25 protein-coding genes are annotated in these 24,732 nt (G+C 65.9%); 12 read left to right on the top strand and 13 right to left on the bottom strand.

All coding sequences use genetic code 11. The features are described 5' to 3' along the window. The first annotated feature begins 66 nt into the window (after positions 1-66). A complete protein-coding gene (locus tag IPK75_02280; protein ID MBK8197170.1) occupies positions 67-1,950 on the top strand; it encodes an ABC-F family ATP-binding cassette domain-containing protein in 1,884 nt (627 codons plus the stop codon). Between the two features lie 11 nt (positions 1,951-1,961). On the opposite strand, the gene IPK75_02275 is transcribed toward IPK75_02280, so the two are convergent. Beyond that, a complete protein-coding gene (locus IPK75_02275; GenBank protein ID MBK8197169.1) occupies positions 1,962-2,945 on the bottom strand; it encodes a dipeptide epimerase in 984 nt (327 codons plus the stop codon). A gap of 87 nt (positions 2,946-3,032) precedes the next feature. On the opposite strand from IPK75_02275, the gene IPK75_02270 reads away from it, so the two are divergent. Genes IPK75_02270 through IPK75_02255 form a run of 4 tightly spaced genes read left to right on the top strand, consistent with a single transcriptional unit; the run spans position 3,033 to position 6,475 of the window. Further along, positions 3,033-4,157 (top strand): ABC transporter permease, encoded by a 1,125-nt coding sequence (locus tag IPK75_02270; GenBank protein ID MBK8197168.1) that lies wholly within the window; start codon positions 3,033-3,035, stop codon positions 4,155-4,157. Further along, positions 4,154-4,933: an ATP-binding cassette domain-containing protein gene (locus tag IPK75_02265; GenBank protein MBK8197167.1), complete on the top strand. Its 780-nt coding sequence runs from the start codon at positions 4,154-4,156 to the stop codon at positions 4,931-4,933. The genes IPK75_02270 and IPK75_02265 overlap by 4 nt, the downstream gene beginning before the upstream one ends. Positions 4,934-4,940: 7 nt before the next feature. Then, positions 4,941-5,897: an MCE family protein gene (locus IPK75_02260; protein MBK8197166.1), complete on the top strand. Its 957-nt coding sequence runs from the start codon at positions 4,941-4,943 to the stop codon at positions 5,895-5,897. Beyond that, positions 5,894-6,475: a membrane integrity-associated transporter subunit PqiC gene (locus IPK75_02255; GenBank protein MBK8197165.1), complete on the top strand. Its 582-nt coding sequence runs from the start codon at positions 5,894-5,896 to the stop codon at positions 6,473-6,475. The genes IPK75_02260 and IPK75_02255 overlap by 4 nt, the downstream gene beginning before the upstream one ends. A gap of 110 nt (positions 6,476-6,585) precedes the next feature. Here the strand turns inward: IPK75_02255 and IPK75_02250 are convergent, their stop codons facing one another. From IPK75_02250 to IPK75_02240, 3 genes are all read right to left on the bottom strand, one after another. Beyond that, positions 6,586-6,783, bottom strand: a complete 198-nt coding sequence (locus IPK75_02250) for a DUF2892 domain-containing protein (GenBank protein ID MBK8197164.1) — start codon at positions 6,781-6,783, stop codon at positions 6,586-6,588. Positions 6,784-6,840: 57 nt separating this feature from the next. After that, complete coding sequence (locus IPK75_02245; GenBank protein MBK8197163.1) at positions 6,841-7,461, bottom strand: Crp/Fnr family transcriptional regulator; 621 nt, start codon at positions 7,459-7,461, stop codon at positions 6,841-6,843. A 70-nt stretch (positions 7,462-7,531) separates the two neighbouring features. After that, positions 7,532-8,731, bottom strand: coding sequence for an acyl-CoA dehydrogenase family protein (locus IPK75_02240; protein ID MBK8197162.1), 1,200 nt, complete (start codon positions 8,729-8,731; stop codon positions 7,532-7,534). A gap of 206 nt (positions 8,732-8,937) precedes the next feature. On the opposite strand from IPK75_02240, the gene IPK75_02235 reads away from it, so the two are divergent. After that, positions 8,938-9,471, top strand: a complete 534-nt coding sequence (locus IPK75_02235; GenBank protein ID MBK8197161.1) for a type VI secretion system tube protein Hcp — start codon at positions 8,938-8,940, stop codon at positions 9,469-9,471. Between the two features lie 61 nt (positions 9,472-9,532). Here IPK75_02235 and IPK75_02230 read toward each other — a convergent pair whose 3' ends face one another. Further along, the gene (locus IPK75_02230; GenBank protein MBK8197160.1) at positions 9,533-10,648 is read right to left on the bottom strand and encodes an acyl-CoA/acyl-ACP dehydrogenase; all 1,116 of its coding nucleotides are present in this window, start codon (positions 10,646-10,648) and stop codon (positions 9,533-9,535) included. Between the two features lie 197 nt (positions 10,649-10,845). Between IPK75_02230 and IPK75_02225 the strand changes: the two genes are divergently transcribed. Further along, positions 10,846-11,421, top strand: coding sequence for a hypothetical protein (locus IPK75_02225; protein ID MBK8197159.1), 576 nt, complete (start codon positions 10,846-10,848; stop codon positions 11,419-11,421). Here IPK75_02225 and vanZ read toward each other — a convergent pair whose 3' ends face one another. Next, positions 11,422-11,793 carry a VanZ family protein gene (vanZ, locus tag IPK75_02220; protein ID MBK8197158.1) on the bottom strand — a complete coding sequence of 124 codons (372 nt, stop codon included), beginning with the start codon at positions 11,791-11,793 and terminating at the stop codon, positions 11,422-11,424. A gap of 107 nt (positions 11,794-11,900) precedes the next feature. On the opposite strand from vanZ, the gene pepN reads away from it, so the two are divergent. Both pepN and IPK75_02210 read left to right on the top strand, forming a co-directional pair. Continuing rightward, positions 11,901-14,510: an aminopeptidase N gene (gene pepN / locus IPK75_02215; GenBank protein ID MBK8197157.1), complete on the top strand. Its 2,610-nt coding sequence runs from the start codon at positions 11,901-11,903 to the stop codon at positions 14,508-14,510. 89 nt (positions 14,511-14,599) lie between these two features. Then, positions 14,600-17,008 carry a PAS domain-containing sensor histidine kinase gene (locus IPK75_02210; protein MBK8197156.1) on the top strand — a complete coding sequence of 803 codons (2,409 nt, stop codon included), beginning with the start codon at positions 14,600-14,602 and terminating at the stop codon, positions 17,006-17,008. On the opposite strand, the gene IPK75_02205 is transcribed toward IPK75_02210, so the two are convergent. From IPK75_02205 to IPK75_02185, 5 genes are all read right to left on the bottom strand, one after another. Continuing rightward, positions 17,009-17,614, bottom strand: a complete 606-nt coding sequence (locus tag IPK75_02205; protein ID MBK8197155.1) for a histidine phosphatase family protein — start codon at positions 17,612-17,614, stop codon at positions 17,009-17,011. A gap of 3 nt (positions 17,615-17,617) precedes the next feature. Next, positions 17,618-18,427 (bottom strand): 3-deoxy-manno-octulosonate cytidylyltransferase, encoded by an 810-nt coding sequence (locus IPK75_02200; protein MBK8197154.1) that lies wholly within the window; start codon positions 18,425-18,427, stop codon positions 17,618-17,620. 24 nt (positions 18,428-18,451) lie between these two features. Then, complete coding sequence (locus IPK75_02195) at positions 18,452-18,877, bottom strand: hypothetical protein (protein ID MBK8197153.1); 426 nt, start codon at positions 18,875-18,877, stop codon at positions 18,452-18,454. 132 nt (positions 18,878-19,009) lie between these two features. Further along, complete coding sequence (locus tag IPK75_02190; GenBank protein ID MBK8197152.1) at positions 19,010-21,028, bottom strand: hypothetical protein; 2,019 nt, start codon at positions 21,026-21,028, stop codon at positions 19,010-19,012. Then, the gene (locus IPK75_02185; GenBank protein ID MBK8197151.1) at positions 21,025-21,390 is read right to left on the bottom strand and encodes a BlaI/MecI/CopY family transcriptional regulator; all 366 of its coding nucleotides are present in this window, start codon (positions 21,388-21,390) and stop codon (positions 21,025-21,027) included. Before IPK75_02185 ends, IPK75_02190 begins: the two co-directional genes overlap by 4 nt. A gap of 194 nt (positions 21,391-21,584) precedes the next feature. Between IPK75_02185 and IPK75_02180 the strand changes: the two genes are divergently transcribed. Genes IPK75_02180 through IPK75_02170 form a run of 3 tightly spaced genes read left to right on the top strand, consistent with a single transcriptional unit; the run spans position 21,585 to position 23,634 of the window. After that, on the top strand, positions 21,585-22,307 hold the full coding sequence (locus IPK75_02180) for a DUF4197 domain-containing protein (GenBank protein ID MBK8197150.1): 723 nt from the start codon (positions 21,585-21,587) through the stop codon (positions 22,305-22,307). 38 nt (positions 22,308-22,345) lie between these two features. Beyond that, the gene (locus IPK75_02175) at positions 22,346-23,284 is read left to right on the top strand and encodes an alpha/beta hydrolase (GenBank protein ID MBK8197149.1); all 939 of its coding nucleotides are present in this window, start codon (positions 22,346-22,348) and stop codon (positions 23,282-23,284) included. 8 nt (positions 23,285-23,292) lie between these two features. Next, complete coding sequence (locus IPK75_02170) at positions 23,293-23,634, top strand: hypothetical protein (protein MBK8197148.1); 342 nt, start codon at positions 23,293-23,295, stop codon at positions 23,632-23,634. 115 nt (positions 23,635-23,749) lie between these two features. Here IPK75_02170 and IPK75_02165 read toward each other — a convergent pair whose 3' ends face one another. After that, complete coding sequence (locus IPK75_02165) at positions 23,750-24,247, bottom strand: hypothetical protein (protein ID MBK8197147.1); 498 nt, start codon at positions 24,245-24,247, stop codon at positions 23,750-23,752. 10 nt (positions 24,248-24,257) lie between these two features. After that, complete coding sequence (locus IPK75_02160; protein MBK8197146.1) at positions 24,258-24,689, bottom strand: hypothetical protein; 432 nt, start codon at positions 24,687-24,689, stop codon at positions 24,258-24,260. Between the last annotated feature and the right edge of the window lie 43 nt (positions 24,690-24,732).

Below are 24,732 nucleotides of genomic sequence, written 5' to 3'. Positions count from 1 at the left end.
GGCGGCGATGTAATTTTGCAGTGCTTTTAGCGTGTCTTTTCCGTTTCGAGCGGGTATGGGACGCCGATGCTGGAAATCCGCAACCTCGACTACCGCGTTGAAGCGCGCCCGCTGTTTGAATCGGCGTCGGCGCGGATTTCCGCTGGCTGGAAGGTCGGCCTGATCGGGCGCAACGGCACGGGCAAGTCGACGCTGCTGCGCCTGATCCGCGAGGAAATCAATTCGCCCGGCAAGGACAGCCCGATCCGCCTGCAGAACGGTGCCCGCCTCGGCTGGGTGGCGCAGGAAGTGGCGCCCAGCGACGATACGATCATGGACGTGGTGCTGCAGGCCGATTCCGAGCGCCACGCGCTGATGACCGAGGCCGAGACCGCCACAGACCCGGACCGGATCGGCGAGATCCATGCGCGCCTGCTCGACATCGATGCCTGGTCGGCCGAGGCGCGCGCCGCCGAGGTGCTGATGGGGCTCGGCTTCCAGCATGCCGACCTGTCGCGCGCGACGCGGGAGTTCTCCGGCGGCTGGCGGATGCGCGCGGCGATTGCCGGCGCCCTGTTCGCCCAGCCGGACCTGCTGCTCCTCGACGAGCCGTCGAACTATCTCGACCTTGAAGGCGCCGCCTGGCTGGAAGGCTACCTGCGCAAGTATCCGAACACGGTGCTGATCGTCAGCCATGACCGCGAGCTGCTCAATCGCAGCGTCACGCACACGCTGGCGCTGGAACACAAGAAACTGTCGATCACGCCGGGCGGCTATGACGACTGGCTGCGCCTGCGCGCGGCGAAGTTGGCGCAGCTCGAAAGCCAGCGCGCCAAGCAGGCCGCCGAGCGCGAACACCTGCAGGCCTTCGTGGACCGGTTCCGCGCCAAGGCCTCGAAGGCGCGGCAAGCGCAAAGCCGCGTCAAGATGCTCGAGAAGATGCAGGATGTGCAGATCCCGATTGCCGAGCGCACGACACCTTTCAGCTTCCCGGCGCCGGACTCCAAACTCTCGCCGCCGCTGCTGGAGATCAAGGGCGCAGACCTTGGCTATGGCGCCGGTGCGCGAATCCTAAGCGGTGTGGATATTCGTCTGGACCCGGATGACCGGGTGGCGATTGTCGGCACCAACGGGCAGGGCAAGACGACGCTGGTGAAATCCATCGCTGAGCGCCTGCCGCTGATGGCGGGCAGGCGGTTGGCACCCAAAGCCGTCCGTATCGGGTATTTCTCGCAGGACCAGCTGGACGAACTGACCGCCGGCGACACGCTGCTCGAACACGTCATGCGCGCCCTGCCGCAAGGCACGCCGCCGGCCAAGCAGCGCTCGGTCGCCGCGCAGATGGGGTTCAGCCACGAGAAGGTCGAAACCAAGGTCGAGGCCCTGTCCGGCGGCGAGAAGGTGCGCCTCATTCTCGGCCTGATCGCGCTCGAAAAGCCGCACATCCTGATCCTCGACGAGCCAACCTCGCACCTTGATATCGACAGCCGCGAAGCGCTGATCTACGCGATCAACGACTTTCCCGGCGCCGTGCTGCTGATCACCCACGACGTCTACCTTGCGGAGGCGACGGCGGATGAGCTCTGGCTGGTAAAGGATGGCCGTGTGTCGCGCTATGACGGCGACCTCAACGACTATCGCACGCTGGTGCTGAGCACCGACCGGGAGAAGGCGTCCGCGTCGAAGGGTGCTTCCGGCGAAAGTCAGGACAAGGACGAACAGCGCCGCAAGGCCGCGCAGGCCCGCGAAGCTGCCGCGCCGCTGCGCAAGAAGGCGCAGGATGCGGAGAAGACGATGGAGCGTCTCGCCGCCAAGATCGCTTCGCTTGATGCCGAAGTGGCGCGGCCGGATATCGCGCCGCACGAAATGAAGCAGCGCCTCAAGGAGCGCGCGCGCTACGTATCCGAGAAGGAGGCTGCGGAGCTCGTCTGGCTGGAAGCGTCAGAGGCTTACGACGCCGCGGTGCGCTGAGCGGACGAGGGTCACCCCCAGAGCGACGTGCTGGGCGGCGATACCATCCCGCCCTCAATCGCCAACCCGTCCGCGATGTCTTCGGCCAGCCAGAGCGGTCCGTCCACATCCGCAGCGTCGGCAAGACCCGCGAGCAGAACGGCGGGCGCTATCGACAGCGAGCCGGCCACCATGCAGCCGACCATCACGCCCATGCCGGACTGGCGCGCGGCGCGCACCATTGCGAGCGCTTCGGTCAGCCCGCCTGCCTTGTCCAGTTTTACGTTCACCGCATCATAGGCCTTCGCGAGCGTCTGGATGTCGGCGCTCGTATGGGCGCTTTCGTCCGCACACACCGCAACAGGGCCTGGCCGCCGGATCAGCGCCTCGTCCTTGCCGGCGGGAAAGGGTTGCTCGATCAACACGACGCCGAGCTTCGCCGCCGCCTTGGCAATGGCGGGAAACGCGTCCGCCGCGAGGCCTTCGTTGGCGTCGACGATCAGGCGCGCATCGGGGCGGGCCGCGTGGACGGCCTTGATCCGGTCGAGGTCTTCGGGGCCGCCGAGTTTCAGCTTCAGCAGCTTGCCGGGCGCGGTGCGGGCCGCTTCGGCCATCTCGTCCGGCGCCGCAAGGCTGATCGTGACGGCGGTCTCGACCGGGCGCGGCGCGGGCAGGCCGGCGAGTTGCCAGACCGGTTTGCCGGCCTGTTTGGCGGCGAGATCCCACAGCGCGCAATCCACCGCGCAGCGTGCGGCGCCCGGCGGAAGGGCGTCCTGCAGCGCCGCGAGGTCCATCCCGTCTTCGAGGGCCGCGCGCACGGATTCGATGGCCGCCATCACGGACGCGGTCGTTTCTCCGAAGCGCGCATACGGAACACACTCCCCGCGGCCCGCGTTTTCACCTTCGACAAGGCGTACCTGGACCGTGTCCGCATGCGTCTTCGCCCCCCGCGAAATTGCGAAGGCGGCGCGCAAAGGCGAGGAAACATGGACGATTTCGAGCTTCCGCTTGCGCATAGGTTAATCCCGAGAGGTGAAATGTGTTGGACTGGCCAGCCCTGTGCTTAAGCATGTTTTGTTAGAAAGGTCAGGTCACCAAGCCGCATGTTGCACCCTGTCGACCCCGGATTCGCGCTCGAGTCGAGTGACGAAGAGACGATCCTCCGCCTGTCGGGCGACTGGACCGTGGCGACGCTGCATACGGTCGAGCCGGCGTTTTCGGCGCTCGACCTGCCGCCGGCAGCGCAGATCGACGTCTCCGGGCTCGGCCGGCTCGACACGGCGGGCGCCTTCGTGATTGACCGGGCTGTGCGTGCCATCGGGACATTTCCGCCACTTCTGCGCGGCGAGCACGCGACGGCCGCCGGGCTGATCGCGCAGGTTCATGCCGTCGCCGATCCGGCCGAGAAGTCGCCTCCGCGGGCCGTCAACCTGATCGACCTTCTCGAAAGCCTCGGGCGCAATACGGTTGCGTTCGTGCAGGAGGTGGTCGCCACGCTCGCATTCCTGGGCGAGACGCTCGTCACGCTCGTCCGCCTGCTGCTGACCCCGTGGAAGATGCGCTGGACCTCCATCGTGTCGGTGATGGAAGAAGCCGGCCTCAATGCCATCCCGATCATCGCCTTCCTGTCCTTCTTCGTCGGCATGGTGGTCGCTTTCATCGGCGCGACGACCTTGCGCGATTTCGACCTTGAAGTGTTCACCGTCGAGCTGATCGGCTTCTCGATGCTGCGCGAGTTCGGGGTCGTGCTTACCGGAATCGTGCTGGCGGGGCGCACCAACTCGTCCTTCACGGCGCAGATCGGCACCATGCGGATGCGCCAGGAAATCGACGCGATGCAGACGCTCGGCTTGAAGCCGATGGAGGTGCTCGTGGCGCCGCGCGTCCTGGCGATGCTGGTGATGACGCCGATCCTCGCCTTCGTTGCCACGCTGTCCGGCATCGCCGGGGGCATCATCGTCGGCTGGACATCGCTCGACATCAACCCCGGCCTGTTCATCGAACGCCTGCGCAATGCGGTGCCGCTCGACCAGTTCTGGGTCGGCATGTCGAAGGCGCCGGTCTTCGGCCTGGTCGTGGCGCTGATCGCCTGCCGGCAGGGCCTGCTCACCGGCGGCAGCGTGCAATCCCTCGGCCATCGCACCACGACTTCGGTCGTGCAGGCCATCTTCGCGATCATCGTGCTCGATGCGCTGTTCGCCATCTTCTACATGCAGATGGGCATATGAGCAGCGATCCGATCATCCGTATACGTGACCTCACGGTCGCCTTCGGCAGCACGACGGTGTTCGAGCATCTCGATCTCGACCTGCCGCGCGGCGAGATCATCGGCGTGATCGGTCCGTCCGGCTGCGGCAAATCCGTCCTGCTGCGCACCATCACCGGCCTGAAGGCGCCGGAAAGCGGCAGCATCGAAGTGTTCGGCCAGCGTCTCGAGACGCTGCCCGCAGAGGAGCGCACGGCGGTCGAGCGCCGCTGGGGCATCATGTTCCAGGACGGCGCGCTGTTCTCGAACCTCACGGTGCGCGAGAACGTCATGGTGCCGATGAAGGAGCACACGAAACTTAGCGCGGCCCTGATGCGTGACCTGGCCGACATGAAGATTCGCCTGTCAGGCCTCGGCGCCAGCGCCGGCGACAAGTTTCCGTCAGACCTTTCAGGCGGCATGCGCAAGCGCGCCGCCCTCGCGCGTGCGCTCGCGCTCGATCCCGAACTCCTGTTCCTCGATGAGCCGACCGCCGGCCTCGACCCGATCACCGCCGCCGCCTTCGACGAACTCGTCCGTTCGCTGCAGCGCGCGCTCGGCCTCACGGTCTTCCTCGTGACGCACGATGTCGATACGCTGCACGCCACGTGCGACCGCATCGTGGTGCTCGGCGAGAAGCATGTGCTGGCGATGGGAACGATAGCGGAGCTCAGACGCGTCGATCATCCCTGGATCCAGGAGTATTTCAGCGGGCCGCGCGGACGTGCGGCGGCGCCAATGACGGAAGAAGAGGCTTAGAACGAGCATGGAAACCCGCGCAAACTATGCCCTGATAGGGGCCCTTGTGGTCATCGCGACCGCCCTTGTTGCCGGCTTCGTGCTCTGGCTCGGCCAGTCCGAGTTCCAGCGTGACTTCAAGGCCTATGACATCGTGTTCGATGGGCCGGTCTCGCTCGAGCAGGGCGCCGCCGTCCGCTATATCGGCGTCAAGGTGGGCGAGGTGGCCACCGTGCGCATCGACAAGGCCGACCCGTCCAAGGTGCGCACCCATATCCGGGTGTCGCGCGAAACGCCGATCAGGGAAGACTCGACTGCCTCGATCCAGCTCGCCGGCATCACCGGCATCACGTTCGTCCAGATCAGCGCGGGCACCGGCCGGCCGCTCGAAGGCAAGCCGGGTCAGCCCGTGCCGATCATCAAGTCGGAGCGCACGCTGGTGGACCAGATCGTTGCCGGCGGCGCGCAAGCGCTGGGGCGCGCGAACCTCACTTTTGACGGCATCAACAAGATCCTAACCGACGAGAACATCGCCTCCATCACCACTTCGATCCACAATATCGAGACGCTCACCACGCAGCTCGCCGGCGACAAGGGGCTCGTCAGCGAAGCGTCGGCGACGCTGAAGGATGTGTCCGATGCTGCGGCGGCATTTGAAACGGCCTCCAACGAGTTCGGCTCGGTCAGCGTGTCGGCGAATACCGCGATCACCGGCGCGGGCGAAGACCTGAAGACACTGGTTGGCGACTTCCGCACGGTCGCGACGGCGGCGACCGAAACGCTGGCCCAGACACAGCGGACGGTTGCGGCGGCCACGGCCGTCATGGAAGGCCCGGCGACCCAGACCTTCGAAAATACGTCGGCCGCCAGCCAGGATCTGCGTGTACTGATCAACCGCCTCGACCGCGCCGTGCGCGAGATCGAGCGCAATCCGCAAGGCTTCGTCGTCGGCGAACCCCTGCCTTACGAGGAGAAGAAGCGATGATCCGGAAACTGGTCCTTGTCGCAGCGTTCGCGGCCCTCGGCGGCTGCGTCAATGTGCTGAAACAGCCTGAGGCGCCGGATGCCTATTACCGCATCGGCCCGATGGAGCCGATGCACCGGCTCACCGCGACCGTCACGATCCACGAGCCTGAGGCTTCGCGCCTTTTCTCTGGCCGCACGATCGCTGCCGAAGACGAGACCGGCGCCCTGCGCATCGTGCGCGGTGTGCAGTGGACGGACAATGCGACCGAGATGATGCAGGGCGCCCTTCTGGATTCGCTCAGCGGCGAGGGCCAGTTCGCCGCGCTCGCATCGAACATGTCGGGGCCGACGCAGTTCGAGGTGCAGTGGCGCCTGTCGGAGTTCACGCTTTATGGCGAGACGGCGCGCTGCCGGCTCGATGCCACGCTGCTGACCGGGCGTGCGCGCAAGGTGGTCTCGCAGACCAGTCTTGCCACCTCCGCCATCGCACTCGATCCGTCGAACGCCGCCCGCGCCAAGGCGCTCACCGATGCCGGCCGCGCCTGCGTCAGCGAACTCGCAGGCTTCATCGCGCAGGAGACGCGCGCGCCGGAATAGGCGGGCCAAGAGCAAATTTCGCTCAAGTGGGCGCCGGTTGAGCGCAAGAACTTTCGATCAATCCGAAAGCCTTGAGAACGCGATCTGATTCCATCAGATCGCGCTTTGCTCTAGCCCTTTTTCATCGGGCAGGTGCTGATGCCCAAGAGACTGTAGACCGGGCAGGTGCCGGCAAGGCCGGTGATCAGCGGTACAAGGCCGATCCAGCCCCAGACGATCTTGGGTCCGACGAAGACGAGGCCGATGAGTACGAGGCCTGCAATCACGCGCAGGGCGCGGTCGAGGGTGCCTTCATTGGTCTTGAACATGGCGGTCTCCTTTGTTGATGGAGACACTTTAAGCCGGCCCGGCCAAGGCGTCGGTGACTAAGTCACCGAACCGGCGGCTTTCCTTTGCAGGACGGATTTCGCCCGCAGCGTCACCTTTCCGCGCGACAGGCCGACCAGGCCGGCCCGTTCGAACCGGGCCAGTTGGCGGCTCACGACTTCGCGGGCCGAACCGATCTCGGCGGCGAGTGCGTCATGCGTCAGGTGCACGTCGTCCTGCGCGTCGGCGCGTGCGAGAAGCGCCTCGGCAAGGCGCGCTTCGATGCTGGCCGAGGCGAGCGATTCCACCAGGTGTTCGAAGTCGGCAAACCGGTGCGCCACGGCCATGAAAACGCGGCGGCGGAAGTCGGGGTCTTCCGCCAGCCGCCGTTCGTATTCCGCAGGCGGGATCAGCTCACCTTTAAGTTCGGTCTCGGCCACACCCTCGGCGGAATAGACCCGCCCTTCGGCGAGGCAGGTGAAGGTCTGCAGACAAACATCGCCTGGTTGGACCCGGTAGAGCACGATCTCGCGCCCGCCCGGGCTCGTCAGCGACACCCGGATGCAGCCTTCCGCCAGCACCACGAACCCCGCACAGGTGTCGTCGGGGCGGAACAGCACCGTGCCCGCCGGACAGGCCAGCGGACGGGCACCAGAAGAAGGCGGCGTTGCACGCGTCATCGCACCACAATAAAAAAGGGGCGGTCTGCCATGCAAGCCGCCCCTTGAGGTCAGGTCGTCCGGATCCGCCCTAGCCGGCCTTCATTTCGTCGAAGGCGAGATCCTTGTCGACGCGCACGTCTTGCGGCAGGCCGAGCACGCGCTCGGCGATGATGTTCTTCAGGATCTCGTCGGTGCCGCCCGCAATACGAAGGCCCGGAGCCCACATGAAGCTCTGCTGGAAGATTGCATCGCCCGGCATCCGCTCGGTTTCGGTGATGATGCCGTAATGGTCCTGCATCTCGATGGCCGAGTTGCAGATGTCCTGCAGGTGGTTGGCGGTGATGATCTTGCCGATCGAGTTTTCCGGGCCCGGTGTCTGGCCGCGCGACAGGGCCGTCTGGGTGCGGAACTTCGTCAGCTTGTAGCCTTGGGCCGCGACATACCAGTCGGCCAGCTTCTCGCGGAAGGCCTGGTCGGTGATGCTGCCGGCGTCCTTGGCATAGGCCATGATCTCGGCCCAGTCCGGACCGGGTGAGCCGCCAACCGCCAGGCGCTCGTTCATCAGCGTGACGAGGGCCACCTTCCAGCCGTCGCCGACGGGGCCGAGACGGTCCGTGTCCGGAATGCGCACGTCGGTGAAGTAGACTTCGTTGAACTCGCGCCCACCCGAGGCCTGGTGGATCGGGCGCACTTCAACGCCCTTCTGCTTCATGTTCACGATGAACATGGTCAGGCCTTTGTGCTTCGGCACTTTCGGGTTGGTCCGCACGAGGACGATGCCGAAATCCGAATAGTGCGCGCCGGAGGTCCAGACCTTCTGGCCGTTGATCACCCACTCGTCACCGTCCTTGACCGCCTTGGTCTTGAGGCCGGCCACGTCGGAGCCTGCCGAGGGTTCGGAGAACAGCTGGCACCAGATCTCTTCGCCCATCAGGGCCTTCTTCACATAGCGTTCCTTGTGGGCGTCCGAGCCGAACGCGATGACGGTCGGCACGCACATGCCAAGGCCGATGGCAAACGGGCCGGTCGGCGCGTCGAATTTCGATTCTTCCTGGCCCCAGATGACGGCTTCCATCGAGGTACCGCCGCGTCCGCCCCATTCCTTCGGCCAGGTGATCTGGGCGAACTTGTTCTCGGCCTTGATCTTCTGCCAGTCCTTGGCCTTCTGCAGCATGTTCACGCGGTCGCGCGATGTCGGCGCCGAGCCCTTGGGCTCCAGGTGCTTGCTGAGGAAGTCGTGCGCTTCCTTGCGGAAGGCGGCCTCGGCGGGGGTGTCGTTGAAGTCCATCTCGGTCTCCGTTGCTTTCAGTGGCTAGAGGTTGAAACCGGGCGCTCGGTCCGGGTTACAGTTTGGTAAAAAAATTTCTGTGTGAACGGTTGCTGACAGCGTGCCGCCATATTCCATCCCGAATTGGGGCGTCGTATGAGCTTCGTGCGCCGGGGCAAGGAGCGATGGGCTCCAGTTCGCGGCGCACTACAAAGGGACGAATTCTCATGTCGAAGATTCTTGCGCACACCCGTCGCATCGCCGCTGCCTCTGCAGCCTCCATGCTCATTGCCGGGCTCGCGCATGCCGGTGTCGAACTCAAGCTGGGCGCCGACAAGGTGCCTGCAACCGCGGTGACGTTCAGCGTCTCGCAGCAGCCGGTTTACGATCCGATCACCTACATGCCGGTCGAGCCGGCCAAGTCGACGCTCTACGCCGGCGGCATCTATGTCACGCGCAGCTTCGACGCGTCCTCGGTGAAGGTCATCAAGAACATTGTGGCAGGCACGGCTGTTCCGACCGTCGAGATTACGATCACGGCTGACGGCTCGGCCGACAAGCAGGTCTGGACGCTGACCAACGCCGTGCTGAACAACTACTCGACCTATACCGGCGAGAACAACGTGGTCGTCGAGAACTTCGACATCACCTACAAGACCGCCAAGCTCGACGTGTATGCGGCCGGCGCGACCAAGCCGACCGACTCGGTCAGCTGGGAAGCCCCGCCGCCGGTCACCTACGGCGCCGTTGAAGGCCAGTAACGCAACAACAGACGGGCGGCGGGAGAATTCCCGCCGTCCGCTCATTGCCGCAGGGTTGGCCTCAGGCCGCATTCTTTGCCTCGAGCGCGCGCACCAGTTTCTCTTTCCAGACCTTGGGTGAGCCTGCCTGCACCGCCAGCAGCTTTGCGCGGCGGTAGAACAGGTGGCAGTCGACTTCCCAGGTGAAGCCCATGCCGCCATGGGTCTGGATGTTTTCCTTCGACGCGAACCAGTAGGCCTCCGACGCGGCAACGCGGGCGGCCGCAGCGGCTTCCGGAAGTTCGGCTGCGCCGGTCGAGAGCGCCCAGGCGCCGTAATAGCTGTTCGAGCGGGCGACCTCGTTCTTCACATAGATGTCGGCCAGCTTGTGCTTGATTGCCTGGTTGCCGCCGATCGGGCGGCCGAAGGCGTAGCGGTTCTTGGCATAGTCGTTGGCCATGTCGAGGCAGACCGAGGCGCCGCCCAGCTGTTCGAAGGCGAGCAGCACTGCCACGCGGTCCATCAGTTCGGCGTTCAGGCGTTCGCCTTCGCCCTTGCCGCCCAGCCGCTCGGCGGCGACGCCGTCGAACTGGATCTCGGCATGGCTGCGGGTCGGGTCGATGGTCTGGACAACCTTGCGGGTCACGCCCTTGGCGGACAGGTCGACCAGCACAAGCGCGAGGCCTTTGCCTTCCTTGGCGAGCACCACGGCGTGCGTGGCGATGTCGCCGTCTGTGACCGGGATCTTGGTGCCGGTCAGCGTCTTGCCGTCAAACGTGGTGCGGATGTTGGAGGCGTCCGGCGCGCCCGGGCCTTCAGAGGCGGCATAGGCGCCGATCACGTCACCTGCCGCGATCTGGGGCAGGATGGCGGCCTTCTGCTTTTCGCTGCCGGCCAGCTTCACGGCTTCGGTCAGGTAATAGGCGGTCGATGCGAACGGGACGGGCGCAATCGCGCGGCCCATCTCTTCAGCCAGCACGCACATTTCCAGCATGCCGAGGCCCAGCCCGCCGTGCTCTTCCGGGATCGCGGCACCGAGCCAGCCCATCTCGCCGACCTTCTTCCAGAGGTCCTTGTGATAGGCGACCTTGTCGTCGTTCAGCACCTTGCGGACTTCCGAGGTCGGGCACTCGGCCGACAGGAACTTCCGGGCTTCGCCGGCAAGGTATTTCTGGTCTTCGGAGAAATCGAAATTCATGGCGCGTTTGCTCCCATCGCCCTTCAGGCAGGCGTGCTTGTTATGCGGATGACGGGAGAATAGCGCACTTTACGCGCGCGGAAAGGCGTGACCCAGCGGCAATGGCGGGCAGGCGGATCGGTTGAATTTCACCGTTCCCGTTCACCGGACCCCCACAAACCTGTGGCACCTTGTCGTCTGGTTGGAGGACACCCCGCATGGCCAAGGCCCTGTTCCACAAGTCGCAGCGCGTTTTCGTGAAGCCGGTCGGCACATGGGCCGTCGTCGAACATGTCGTTCCCCATTGGGTGAAGGACGTCAACGAACCGCTCCGCATTACATATGACTGTGGGCTCGGCCGCCAGTTCCACGCACACGAGCTTGTCTCCGAACAGGCCGTACACAACCAGAACCGCGTCGCCGACGATGACGACGACATCATGCTGGAGCAGTGGGTCATCGACCGCCGCTCGATCAAATGGCGTCCCAGCGAGTTCGGCGTCACGCTCGCCAATCCCGGCACCTATCCGGTGGTGGCGACCGACGAGGGCAGCAGCGGCGGCTGGCGCGTCAGCGGCGCCGAGTATGACCGCGACCCGCAGCGCATCGAGCACCAGGCCCGCATGATCGTCCACACGCCGGACCTCCTGCGCGTCGCCCGCAAACTTTCGGAATTCGCATCGGACAATCCGGGCGACGTGCCGGCCGACCTAAAATCGGTCGCCCAGCACTGCCAGATGATCCTGCGCAACGTCTACCGGCTCGACGAAGAAGTCACCGTCGCAGCCGAATAGTCATGCGCGGCGTGTCCGCGCGATGATCCACACCAGCAAGACGCCTGCACCCGCGCCCGCCATGTTGGCGAGGGCGTCGAGCGCGGACAGCTCGCGCCCGGTGCCGGAAAGGCCCTGCGCGATTTCCATCAGCGCGCCGTAGCCGCCCACCGCCAGCCAGGCGGCGAGCCGCCGCGGGCTGAACCACATTGCCGCCGGCACCGCCAGCAGCGCATAGGCCGCAAAATGTCGGATCTTGTCCGAGATGTCGGGCGCCGGCACATCGCCGGGCGGGACCAGCGAGTAGTATCCGATCATAGCCGCAAGACAGAGCGTGATGACCAGTGCGGCGCGGCGGATCGGCGGCGGATAGGGCAAGCAGTCAGGCTTCATGCCTGCCTCATGCCAGTCCCGCCGATTGCAGACAACGCCCTCGACGCGCCCGGCCCGGCCCTATATCCCGGTGGTTCCCGATATTCCCGAACTGAGGAGCGCCAGTGATGCGAACGGAAACGCCAGTTGCGGTGAAGCTCAAGGACTATTCGCCCTATCCCTTCACGCTCGACAGCGTGTCGCTGGACTTCGATCTCGGCGCTGCGAAAACGCTGGTCAAGGCCGTACTCGAGGTGACGCCGCTTGCCGCCGGCCCGATGCGCCTCGATGGGGAGGCGCTGCACCTCAAGTATATCGCCATCGGCACGGGCGACGGTCCGGCAAGGCCCCTCGATCCGGCAGACTTCGCCGTCGATGCGCGCGGCCTGACACTGCACACGCCGCCGGCCGGTCCGTTCACGCTGGAAACCGAAGTGGAGATTTCGCCGGAAGCCAACACCGCGCTGTCCGGCCTCTACCTTTCGGGCGGTCGCCTCTGCACCCAGTGCGAGGCCGAAGGCTTCCGCCGCATCACTTACTACCCCGATCGGCCGGACGTGATGAGCGCCTTCCGTGTGCGGATGGCCGGGCCGAAGGCGGCTTTCCCGATCCTGCTGTCGAACGGTACGCCCGGCGCGTCGGGTGACCTGCCGGACGGGCGGCACTTCGCCGAATGGGTCGACCCGCACAAGAAGCCCGCCTACCTCTTCGCGCTCTGCGCCGGCGACTATGACGTGCTGCGCGACAGCTTCACCACGATCTCCGGCAAGACCGTCGACCTCGGCATCCATGTTGACAAGGGCGACGCCCCGCGCGCCGCCTGGGCGATGGACTCGCTGAAACGTTCCATGCGCTGGGACGAGGAAGTCTATGGCCGCGAGTATGATCTCGGCGTCTTCAACATCGTCGCCGTGCGCGACTTCAATTTCGGCGCCATGGAGAACAAGGGCCTCAACATCTTCAACTCGGCCTATGTGCTGGCCGACGAAGCGACGGCCACCGACTTCGATTTCGAAGCGATCGAATCCATCGTTGCCCACGAATACTTCCACAACTGGACCGGCAACCGCATCACCTGCCGCGACTGGTTCCAGCTCTGCCTGAAGGAAGGCTTGACGGTCTTCCGTGACCAGAACTTCTCCGCCGACATGCGCTCGCGCCCCGTCCAGCGCATCAAGGACGTCATCAAGCTGCGCGCCCGTCAGTTCGCGGAAGATGCCGGCCCGCTCGCCCATTCCGTGCGTCCGGACACCTACGGCGCCATCGACAATCTCTACACCGCGACGGTCTACGAAAAGGGTTCCGAGCTGATCGGCATGCTGCGCCGGTTGATCGGCCCGGAGAAATTCCGCGAAGGCATGGACCTCTATTTCGCGCGTCATGATGGGCAGGCGGTCACGATCGAGGATTTCTACGCCTGCTTCGAAGCCGTCACCGGCGAGGACTTCTCGCAGTTCCGTCTCTGGTACGCTCAGGCCGGCACGCCGGAAGTGAAGGTGGAGGAGACCTGGGATCCGAAAACGCGCGAGCTCAGCATCACGCTTTCCCAGTCAACGCCCGCCACGCCCGGCCAGCCGGTGAAGAAACCCGTGCCGATTCCGCTTGAGATGGCCCTGATGGACAAGGAGGGAAACCTCGCCGAATGGACCACCATCTTCGAGGATGAAGAGCTCACGATCACCCTCGACCTGCCCGAAAACGTCAAGTCGCGCCCGCTCCTGTCGGTCAACCGCGACTTCTCGGCGCCCATTCGCGTCTCCCGCGCGCTCAGCCGCGACGAGCGGATCGCGCTGGTGCGGGCGGAGACCGACCCGTTCAACAAGTGGGACGGCCTGCAGACGCTGATCAAGGAAGAGCTGCTTGCGCTCTCCGACGGCAGCCAGACCAATCCGAACCACGATCTCGTCGAGGCCATCGCCTCCTCCGTGCGCGGCGCGCTGAATGACCCGGCCTTCGCGGCGCTGCTGACGCGCCTGCCGGAAGTCGGCGAACTCTTCCTCGAGCGCCAGCCCGCCGATCCGGTCGCGCTCGCGGCGGCGCGAAAGAAACTGCAAGGCGCGCTCTACAGCCTGCTCTCGGGCACCATCGCCGAGACGCTGCAGGCCCCGGCGCCAACGCCGTATCATCCGGGCGCGGAGCAGGCGTCCGTGCGCGCGCTGCGCACGGCGTTCATCGGTCTTCTAGGGGCATCGGACTCTCGCGACGCAGCGCCCGCGCTTTTCAATTTCTATGAGCGCGCCCCAAACATGACCGAGCGGCTCTCCACCCTGCGGGCCCTGATGTCCACCAAAGGCGGCGCCAAGGCCGAAGCTGTCTCCCACTTCGAAGCCCTCTGGAAGTCGAATCCCCTCGTCATGGACAAGTGGTTCTCCGTGCAGGCCTCCACCGGCACGGCCGAAGACGTGAAGCGCCTCATCGCGCACCCGGACTTCGACCTGCGCAACCCGAACCGCGTGCGCGCTGTCATCGGCGCTTTCGCCATGCAGAACCTCGCCGCGTTCCACGCGCCGGACGGCTCCGGCTACCGCGCGGTGGAAGGCACCATCCTCGCGGCCGACAAGGTCAACCCGGCCCTCGGCGCGCGCCTGATGACGGCGTTCGAACAATGGCGCCTGCTTGAGCCGCGCGCACGGGCAGAGGCCGAGGCTTGCCTGCGGCGCCTGATCGAGGCCGGCCTGTCTGAAAACGCGATGGACATTGCCAGCCGGGCGCTCTCGGACCCCGCCCAAACAAGTTAACAAATCCAACGGATTGGTTAACCAAGCGGCAATCTTTGGCACCCAGACTGCCCGAATCCGGCGATCCGTTCGGCGGACAAGGGGAAATCTTGGCCAAGCCTGCGTCACGCTCCAGCAAGGAAAAGCCTTCCGCACAGGCGGAAGTGCCCTCCCTTGCGGCTGACAACCAGCGCACCTGGGGCCTCGTTCTCGGCATTCTCGGCCTGCTGGCCCTCGCCCTTGCCCTGAAGGGTTGGGACGAGCGCCAGTCTGACGAGCGCGACTTCCTGTCCCGTCTCGACGCCGAAACCCGGATGCTCGCGGCCCGGGTCGAGGCGCGCGCCGATGCGGGCCAGGGCCTGCTGAAGCTGGTCGGACAGGCGCAATTGTCCACCTCCCAGGTCGCGGGCCTCTCGCCCGGCATGGACGCGCTGGTCACCTTGCGCGATGGGGCCCAGTCGCCCGCGGGCTCGCGCCTTGGCGATGCCGCCGCCGCCGCCAAGACGCTTCCCCCCGGCGAGCCCGGCCTGACCGTCACCGTGCACGGCGACCTTGTGCTCGTCGATACCGTACCTGGCGGCGAGCCGCTGATCGCGCTGTCGCCGGTCTCGGCCACCTTCGCCGAACCGGAAAATGCGCGTCTGACCTTCCGCTCGCCCGGCAACAAGTTCAGCTATGGCGCCGCCTGGCTGTCGGATGCGGCAGACCGGGCTCCCGGCGGGCCGCCGTCGATCCAGTCCGGCGACAACATCGTGCGCGCCGGCACGGCGTGCACCCTGGTTGAGGGCAGCCTCGTCAGCGTCTGCCTCACCGCCGCCCGGCCGCTCTTCACCGCTGCCGATATTGTGCGGCTCGCCATCTTCGGCCTGTTGATCGCAGCCCCCGCGATGGCCATGCTCGGCCTCACGCGCCGCCTGTCCCGCCGCCAGACCGAAATGCTGATGCAGGCGACCCGCAACGAGGAGTCCGACCGCATCCTCGGCCTCGTCATGCGCGGCGCACAGGCCGGCTATTGGGAATGGTCGTTCGACACCGACAAGATCTTCTTCAGCGACGGCGCCTCCGCGATACTCGGGCTTGACCGGACCGGTCTCTCCTCGCTGCAGGACCTGCTCGGCCGTGTGCCGCTGGAGGGGCATGAGCGCATCCGCGAAGCCTTCCAGAAGGCGCAGACCATCGGCTGGATCCAGATCTCGTTCCCGGTCTCCGCGCCACAGGGGCGCTGGATCGAGATGCGCGGCAGCCTCTCCGACGATCCCGCCTCCGGCCACCAGGTGTTCGGCGGCATCATGCTCGACGTCACCGACCGCAAGCAGGCGGAAGACCGCGTGCGCGCTGCCGAGCGCCGCCTGCGTGCAGCCATCGAAGGCTTCGCCGGGCCGTTCGCCTTGTGGGACTCCCGCAAGCGGTTGCTCTACTGGAACCGCGCCTTCGCCCACAGTTTCGGCCTGCAGGATACGCTGCGCGCCGGCATGGGCCACGACACGGTCCAGATTGCCCGGGCCGGCGCCGTGCTGCTGGAACGCCAGTCGAGCGAAGACGCCCGCACGATGCTGATCGCGCTGCGCAGTGGCCGCTGGCTCAAGATGGTCGAACGTCCGACCCCGGACGGCGGCCTGCTGACCGTCGGCGTCGATGTCACCGAGAACATCCGCAATGAGGAAGAACTGAAGAAGCAGCAGGAAAAGATGAAGCGCACCGCGCTCGACCTGCAGCGCTCCGAAGGCAAGGCCAGCGAACTGTCGCGCAAGTATGCCGAGGAGAAGGCCAAGGCCGAGCACGCCGCCTTCACCAAGTCCGCCTTCCTCGGCAACATGAGCCACGAACTGCGCACCCCGCTGAACGCGATCATCGGCTTCTCCGAGATCATGATGAACGAGCTCGCCGGACCTCTTGGGCATCCGTCGTACAAGGAATACTCGCGCGACATCCTCACCTCGGGCCAGCACCTGCTCGACATGATCAACGACATCCTCGACATGGCGAAGATCGAGGCCGGCAAGATGACCATTACGCCGCAGCCGATCGACCCCGTCGATCCGGTCGATGCCGCGCTCCGGATGATCCGCCGCAAGGCCGAGGAGAAGGAGATCGACCTCGTGCTCGAGGCTGGCCAGAACCTGCCGGACATCGACGCCGACCACCGCGCCATCCGCCAGATGATGCTGAACCTCGTCTCCAACGCGATCAAGTTCACCGACCGCGGCGGGCGCATCACGGTGCGCGTCGAACAGCGCGGACCAGACATCTATTTCGGCGTCACCGACACCGGGATCGGCATTCCGGCCGAGGACATCGCCCGCCTAGGCCAGCCCTTCGAGCAGGTCTCCAAAACCAAGGACCGCAACACCGATGGCACCGGCCTCGGCCTCGCGCTCACCAAGTCCTTCGCCGAAATGCACGGCGGTCGCCTGCACCTGTCCTCGATCTACGGCGAAGGCACCACGGTCGCCTTCTTCCTGCCGATCGGCGGACCCGCTGCGGCAGGTACCGGCGCCGCCCCGCGCGACGTTGCCTGATCAGGCCGGACGCAGGTTCCAGGCAACGATACGGCTTGCCGCCGGCGCCACGAACAGCTCGCCCCAGGCCCCGGTCTTCAGCTTGCGGTCCAGTCCGGCGGGCTTCTCGTCCACGACATCCGGCAGGAAACGCGCGGTGCCATTGCTCGTGACGACGAGCACATTGGCGTCGTCGGGCAGCGCTGCGATCTCTGCGAGCAAGGCGCGCCAGCCGTCGCGGATCGCGGCTGGATCGACCAGCCAGCCCTCCGGAACTATGCCGTCCGTGTCCCACGCCTTCAACGCCACTTCACCGAGACGGGCGACCACCGCCTCCTCCGGCTGGTTCTCGTCCGGGCCGTAATCGATCTCGCGCAGGAACGGGCGCACCAGCAGCGCCGGCGCATCCGTCCGTACCGAGAGGATCGTGCGCGCCGTCGCGCGCGTGCGCTCCAGCGGCGAGGCGAGCGCCGCCGCGAAGGCCGTCTCGGCAAAGTGTGCGGCGAGCCTGGCGGCCTGCACGCGGCCGGAATTCGACAAGGGCAGGTCGGTGCGCCCGCCGACGCGCGTCACCACGTCGCCCGCATCGAACGTATTGCCATGCCGCACAACGAACAGGCGCGCCATGTGTCAGCCGGCGTCCGGGTCGCCGTGCTCGGCCACCAGCCGTTCGGCGAGCTTGATATCCTCCGGCGTATCGATGCCGGGTATGGCAATCGCGCCGGGCTGCACTTCCACCGCCTGCACGCTCATGCCGTTCTCGATGAGGCGCAGCTGTTCCAGCCCTTCCAGCCGTTCGTAGCGGCTCTCCGGCAGCGCGCAGTAGCGCTGCAGCGCCTCCAGCCGGAACCCGTAGAGGCCGATATGCTGGCACACGGGCGACAGCGGCGAGAGCTTGCGCAGCTCCGCCTCCTTGCGCATCGCCGGCAGGATGATCTTGGAAAACCAGATCGCGCGACCTGCCGGATCAGTCACCAGCGTCGTGCCGGAGAACGGCGTCTCCAGCTTGTGCGCCCGCAGCCGGTCGAGCGCCTCCCAGCTGAGGCGGATGAACGGCGTCGCCGCATCCGTACCGCTCGCGGCGAGCGCATCGACGATGGCCACCACATGCGCCGCCGGCGTGAACGGCGCATCGCCCTGCAGGTTCACCACGAACTCCGGCGACGCGCCGAGCCCGTCCACAGCGGCGAGCGCGCGGTCGGAGCCGGACGGCAGCGCCGGGTCGGTCATCACCACCGGAATGCCGCCGTCGCGGCAATGCTCGAGGATGCGTGTGTCATCCGTCGCCACCACATAGTCCGCCTGCGTCAGTTGCGCGGCGGCGCGGCGCGCCAGGCCCGCCACGCGCGCCACCATCGTGCGCCCCGCGATCAGCGCCAGTGGCTTGCCCGGAAGGCGCGTCGAAGCATAGCGCGCCGGAACAACGATCAGGGTCTTCATGGTCAGAGGCTCGTCTTCTGCGCGCTACTGCTGCGCATCGATGGCTTGCGACAAGGCGAGCACCGGGCCCACCCAGGCCAGCGTCGGCTCCGGCACGCCTTCACGGCGCAGGAACTCGGTGAAGGCCGGCACGAAGCCCGGATCGCTGCGGCACTCTGCAATCGCCGCGCGCAGATCCGGCACCACCTGGTTCTGGAAGCTGTCGGCAAACCGGCGCAGCTCGTCGGCCTTTGCCGCCAGCAGGATCGCCTGCACCGGGTCAATCTCGCCATCAGCGCGCGTCAGCTGCCGCAGGTCCGATACGAGCATCCGGTTGTCCGAGGCAAAGCGCTTGAGGATCCGGTCGGTCTTGTAGTCCACCCATTCGGTGGTGCACGGCTCCGGCGCGGTGGCGCAGGCGCCCAGCGCACTGGCAGCCGCCAGGGCAGCGAAAAGGGCACGAAGGTTCATGGCGTCAGCTCCCGGTCCTGTGTCGCGCGCACCCTACCGGCTCAGGATGGCGCCGCAAAGCGCCTGCAGGCAGGCAAAAAAGACCCCGGCCTTTCGGGCCGGGGCTGAAGGGATCTGCGTAAGGGGCGTCTCTTATTCTCCGTCGAGCGGAACTTCGGGCACTTCGGGCGCTTCCGGCGGCTCGGGCATCTCGGCATCGTCGCTGCGGAAGATCATCACCCGCTTGCGTTTCTGGCCATCGGCAGCGGCGCGGAAGGCATCCTTCTCGGCGGCGGTGATGCCGGGGTAGGAGTCGATCGCGGCGAAGGTGGCGGCCTCCTTCAGGCGGTCACGGCCACCTTCGACACAGGCCAGGCGAACCATTTCGCCGTCCGCATCGGCGCGCTCGATGATGCGGGTCTCGCCCGGGTTCAGCTTGGCGTCCTGACAGCTGTCTACGAGGAACTCGACCACGCCGGCCTGCGCTTCGATGCGGGCTTCGAATTCGGGGCCGAAGCGTTGCTCCATGATCCGTTCGATCTCCGCGCCGTGGCTTTCGATGCGCTTCTCGATGACCAGCGCGCGGCGCTCAGTATCTGCGTCCATGCGTTCCTGGTCGGCGAAGCGTGCTTCCAGTTGCGCGCCGTGCTCTTCCATGCGCGCTTCCATCTCCGCTGCGCGTGCCTCGATCTCTGCCGCCTTGGCTTCCATCTTGGCTTCGAATGCGTCGGACCATTCCTCGATTTCCTCTTCCGACATGCCGCTGAAGTTCATCCGCAAGGCTTCCGAGGCGCCCAGCGTACCGAGTTCCGCGCCCATCAGACCCAGTTCGGTCGAAAGACGGGTGATTTCGATGAAGTCGGGATCACTGGCCATATCGATCGCCACATCGACCGAATAGATCTTCGACAATTCGGCGGAGTCAGCCGCAATCTTGCTCTCCAGCTCGGCGAGTTCCGGCGGATGCATGTCTTCCGGCGTCACTTTTGCCATCGGGTCACCGAGCAGTACGATCTGGCGGTCGGCATTGTCGTCCTTGCTGATCCACAGGCCGTCGCTTTCGATGCGGAACTCGTGCACGCCGTCATTCTCGGGTTCACCGGCGGCGGCGACCGAAGAGGAGATCGCAAGTGTCGACACACCGAACAGGAGGGCGGCACCGAAGCCGATCATGCGGCGGCGGGACGAAGGGGCGGGATAGGTCATGCGGGTCAGTCTTTCCTTGAGGGCATGAGTCAGGGGCAGGCGGCCAGTGGCCAGGGCCGGTTCGGGCAGGTGCAGCCGGGCCGCCTTCACGAGGATTGAACCGTAGGCATGCGGGCTGGTCTGGCAGCGCGCGAGGACGTCAGCGTCACATGCGGCTTCCTGGTCAGTCCGAAATGCGTTCCGGGCAATATAGGCCAGAGGGTTGAACCACATCGCCGCCACGAAGAGTTCAGAGACCTGCAAGGCCCAGAGGTCGCCGCGCCGCACATGCATCAGTTCATGGGCGAGCGCTGCGCGCGCCTCTGCGGGCGTGTAGTCGTCCTCGAACCAGGCCGGCATCACGACAACAGGGCGGAAAAGTCCGGTCACGAACGGACCGCGGGATATCAGGCTGGACACGATGCGCGGCGCACGGCGCAGGCCGGTCTCCGCCGCGATACGGTCCGCAAGGTCGGCCATGCGCGCCGACACCGGCATCGCTTCGCGTTCCACCGTCTGCATGAAATTGCGGTGCGCCAGCAGGCTGCGCAGCGCGAAGTAGAGCGTGCCAGCCACCCAGGCTGCGACGCCGGCCATCAGGGCCATTGTCCAGAGATCGGCCGGCAGGCTGGCGGGGGCAGCGACTGCAGCGACGGGTTCGGCCGGCATCGCCGGTTGCCAGGCGGCGGCATGACCGGCGCCCTCGGTCAGCGCCGTGGTCGTTTCCGTCGTGGCGGTGCGAACCGTCGTCACAGTTTCGGCAGCCGGCGCGGCGGCGAAATCGAGGTTGAGGAAGGAGACGGGCGTCGACATCGGCGGCAGGAGAAAGCGCACCACCGGAATGGCCCAGAGCAGGTAGACGATACCCGCCCCGAACTGGCGCGACACCGCCCGGCGCAGCATCAGCACCACCAGGATCAGCGCCGACACGGCCAGCAACGTTTCGAGGGCGTTGGAGAAATCTCCGTTGAGAATGGCGTGGATCATTTCTTCAGCTCCCCCAGAAGCTTCTCAAGTTCGGCGATGTCTTCCCGGCTCAGGCCGCGGCTGTCGGCAAGGTGGGCAACCAGCGGCGCAGCGCGGCCGGAGAACACCCGGTCAATGAACTGCGTGGCGGCCTCGGCCTTGTACTCGGCTTCGTCGAGCACCGGGTAATAGAGGTATCGCCGGCCGTCTTCCTCGGTGCGCAGGGCACCTTTCTCCACCAGCCGGGCGAGGAAGGTCTTCACCGTGCGGATGTTCCAGTCGCGCCCGTCGCCGAGCACATCGTGCACGTCGCTGGCCGCAAGGCCGGGCCGCGCCCAGAGGACATCCATGACCTCGAGTTCTGATGCGGAAATCTGTGTCATTGACCACCTGCATTATGACTACACACGTGGTCTTATAATCGACTACAGCCGTGGTCAACTTGAATCAGATGAAATTCCGGTAAGCGTTTGTTGCGCAGCGCCGGGGGCCGCATGCCCTTCATTTCCCTGAACGGCTCCTGTAGGGTTAATCGCAGTTGCGTACGCTGCCCGTGGCAGTTCCTGGAGTGTGAAGCATGAAACCCGGCATCCTTGCGGCTCTGGTTCTTGCGATCCTGCCCATGGGCTGCGAATCGGCCGGCGTCTACGCCCCTGTGCTCGGCAGCGTCATCACCCAGCCCGGCGGCCCGCTGACCAGCGCCGAAATCGAGGCCGGCCTGCGCGAGGCCCTGACCGTCGGCACCACCAACGTCGCCGCCCAGCTCGGCAAGTCGAACGGCTATTACGGCGACCCGAAAATCCGCATCCCGCTTCCCGGCACTTACCGCGAAGTGCAGCGCAACCTCGCGGTCATCGGCGCCAGCGGTCCGCTCGATGATGTCGAGCTGCGACTCAACCGCGCCGCCGAAGCCGCCGTGCCGGAAGCGCGCGCGCTGATCCTCGGCGCGGTGCGCAGCATGACCATAGAGGACGCCCTCGGCATCCTGCGCGGCGGCGACACGGCGGCCACCGACTTCCTCCGTAACCGGACGGAAACCCAGCTCAAGGCCGCGTTTACCCCGCATGTGAAGGCTGCGCTTTCGAAGTCCGGCGCCTTCACCTCGATGGAAAGCTACCTCTCCGGCATCGGTCTCGGCGGCGCGACATCCACCATGCAGGCGGAGCTCACCTCACATGCTGTCAGTCTCGGGCTTGACGGCATCTTCCTCTATGTGGCGGAAGAGGAGAAGAAGATCCGGGAGAATCCAGTGGCGCGCACGACCGACCTGCTCCGCAAGGTGTTTGGAGCCGCTGCCTGATGCGCCGTTTCCGCGAAGACATGAAATCCGGCGGACAGATGGCCGGGATCGAGTTCGGCGACCCGATCAAGCCCTATGCCGCCGTCTGGCTGCACGCCACCGGTTTCAACGCGATGACTTACCAGTCGATGCTCGCACCGCTCGGCCTGCGCGCACGTGTCGCCGCGCTCGACCTGCGCGGGCATGGCCGCTCCACCTTGCCGTCGAAAGGCGGGCTCACCTCCTGGGCGCGCTACCGCGACGATGTGATTGAGTTCCTCGAGAACGAAGCGCCGCAAGGCGTCGTGCTCGGCGGCCATTCGATGGGCGGCTGCGTCGCGCTGATGGTCGCCGGCAAGCGGCCTGACCTCGTCAAGGGCCTCGTCCTCGCCGATCCGGTGATCCTGTCTCGCCGCACCTATTTCTGGAACCACGTCTTCCCGCCGGTGAACTGGCTCCTCAGCCGCAACGGCATGGCGGCGCGCGCCCGCAAGCGCCGCGCCGAGTTCAGTTCGTTCCGTGAGGCGCTCGACGGCTATGCCGGCAAGGCGACGTTCAAGTCCTGGCGCGAACCCTTCCTCGCGGACTACCTGCTCGACGGCCTCGACCGCGCCGACCACGGCCCCGCCGATGCCGAGAAGCAGAGCTGGAAACTGCTCTGCACGCCGAAATGGGAAGCCAAGACCTTCGGCGCCCAGCGCAACACGCCGTGGAGCGCGCTGCGCAAGGTGCGCAAGAAGAAGATTCCCATCGTCATCCTGCGCCCGAGCCGCGACTCCGTCATCTCCGACAAGGTCCGTGCCGAGATCATCCAGCAGAACCCTTCGCTGATGATGCGCGGCATCCGCGGCACCTCACACTTCCTGCCGATGGAAGCGCCCTATGAAGTACGCGACCAGCTCTCCGCCTTCATCGCGCGCCTCGTCGAACGCCTGACGCTGGAGGAAGACGGCCCCGTCTCGCGCAACCTGCGCCAGCGCCGCCGCCGGGCGGGCTAGAGTCCCAAATGGCGGATGACTGGTCCTTTTGGTTGATGCGCATTTTGGTGGTGTCAGTTTTAGGCACTGCAATTATCGTAACTGAACGACTCTTCTCTAAAGTGCAGGGTTGGGGAAAGTGGGTTGCCGTGTTTGGGCTGCCTCTAGCCGCCTCAGCACTCTTGATTCTCATTTGTTTGACGGATTCGGCGATGACCCGTGCGATTCCAGAAGATGCGAGAATCTTGATCGTAGGAAGCGCTTTCCTGTTCGGATTTATTTGCTTCGCTGCTTTTGCTTTCAGCACAGTTCGATGGATAGACTCTTGGGAACGTCGCGATGGCAACAAAGGCAAGCACGATCAAAACTAGACTTCGCAACCACATTTGGACGCTGCGGAGTTGGCTATTTCATCACCAATGAAGCAGTCATGTAGCGCTACCTTGCCTAACGGGTAACCCGAATCGAGCGGCGCCGCCGGGCAGGCTAACGCGCGCCGCGAAGGGCCAGGCGTTCCTGCGCCCGCGCACGCGGGCCGCCGACCGGCCGCTCCGCGTAGTACATGACCTCCTGCCGCGTCGTCGCCGTCGAGCAGACTTCGACCGGAATCTCGTTCGATCCCCACCTTGTCTGCAGCACGCCCGTCGTCAGGTTGTCGCCGGTCTGGACGATCGCACCGTCCAGGTTGCGGCCGGACTGGACGAGGCAGGCATTGTTGCCGGACCCCGTCTGCACCACCACACCGGTATTGCTGCGGCCGAACTGCAGGATGCCCGCAGTATTGCCGCTGCCGGTCTGTCCGATGCCGGCGGCGTTGCCCCGGCCTTCCTGGATCGTCGTCGACACGTTCGCCGCCGGGCTCCTGGCCGGCGCCGCATCGACCAGTCCCATCGTCCGTGCACGTCCGCCGTCCGCGAAAGCGGCGCCGGAAAACGCGAACAGGGCAACAAGAACGGTCGCGGACCGATGGGTGGGGGGTCGCATGGTGCAGCTCCTAGGATTTCTGTTCGAGACGGCAGAGTTCGCCGTCCGCGTCGCTCAGTGTCAGGACGGCGCGGTAACGCCCGTCCGGAATTTCAGCCGCGCCCAGTCCGGCAAATTCGCCGGGCGCGAGGTCAACGGCGCCGCCCTGCGAAACATCGGACGATCCGCCCCCGCCGAATGCGGTGATCGTGAACGCGTAGTCGCCCTGCAGCGGACGGTCGGTGCGCACGAGGGCTTCAAGCAGCCGGCCGCGCGCGGTCTGCGTCGACCGGATGTCGCAGTCGACCGCCGGCGGCACATACCGCTCGCGCTCCGGCGGCGCCGCGTCCAGCAGCATCACGGTCGATCCGGAAGGTGCGGAAACGGTCTGCACGCTGGCCGGCGCCTGGGCGGCGCACGCCGTCACCAGCATCAGGGCTGCGCCAAGGCTTGGTTTCAACATGGACTTGCTCCTCGGGTCTTGCGCGTTGCGGAGAGGCCAGCGA

This window comes from Acidobacteriota bacterium, from assembly GCA_016712445.1.
Classification (GTDB): Bacteria; Pseudomonadota; Alphaproteobacteria; order Caulobacterales; family Hyphomonadaceae; genus Hyphomonas.
The sequence above is the reverse complement of the archived record's forward strand: the minus strand, read 5'-3'. Positions and strand labels throughout refer to the sequence as shown.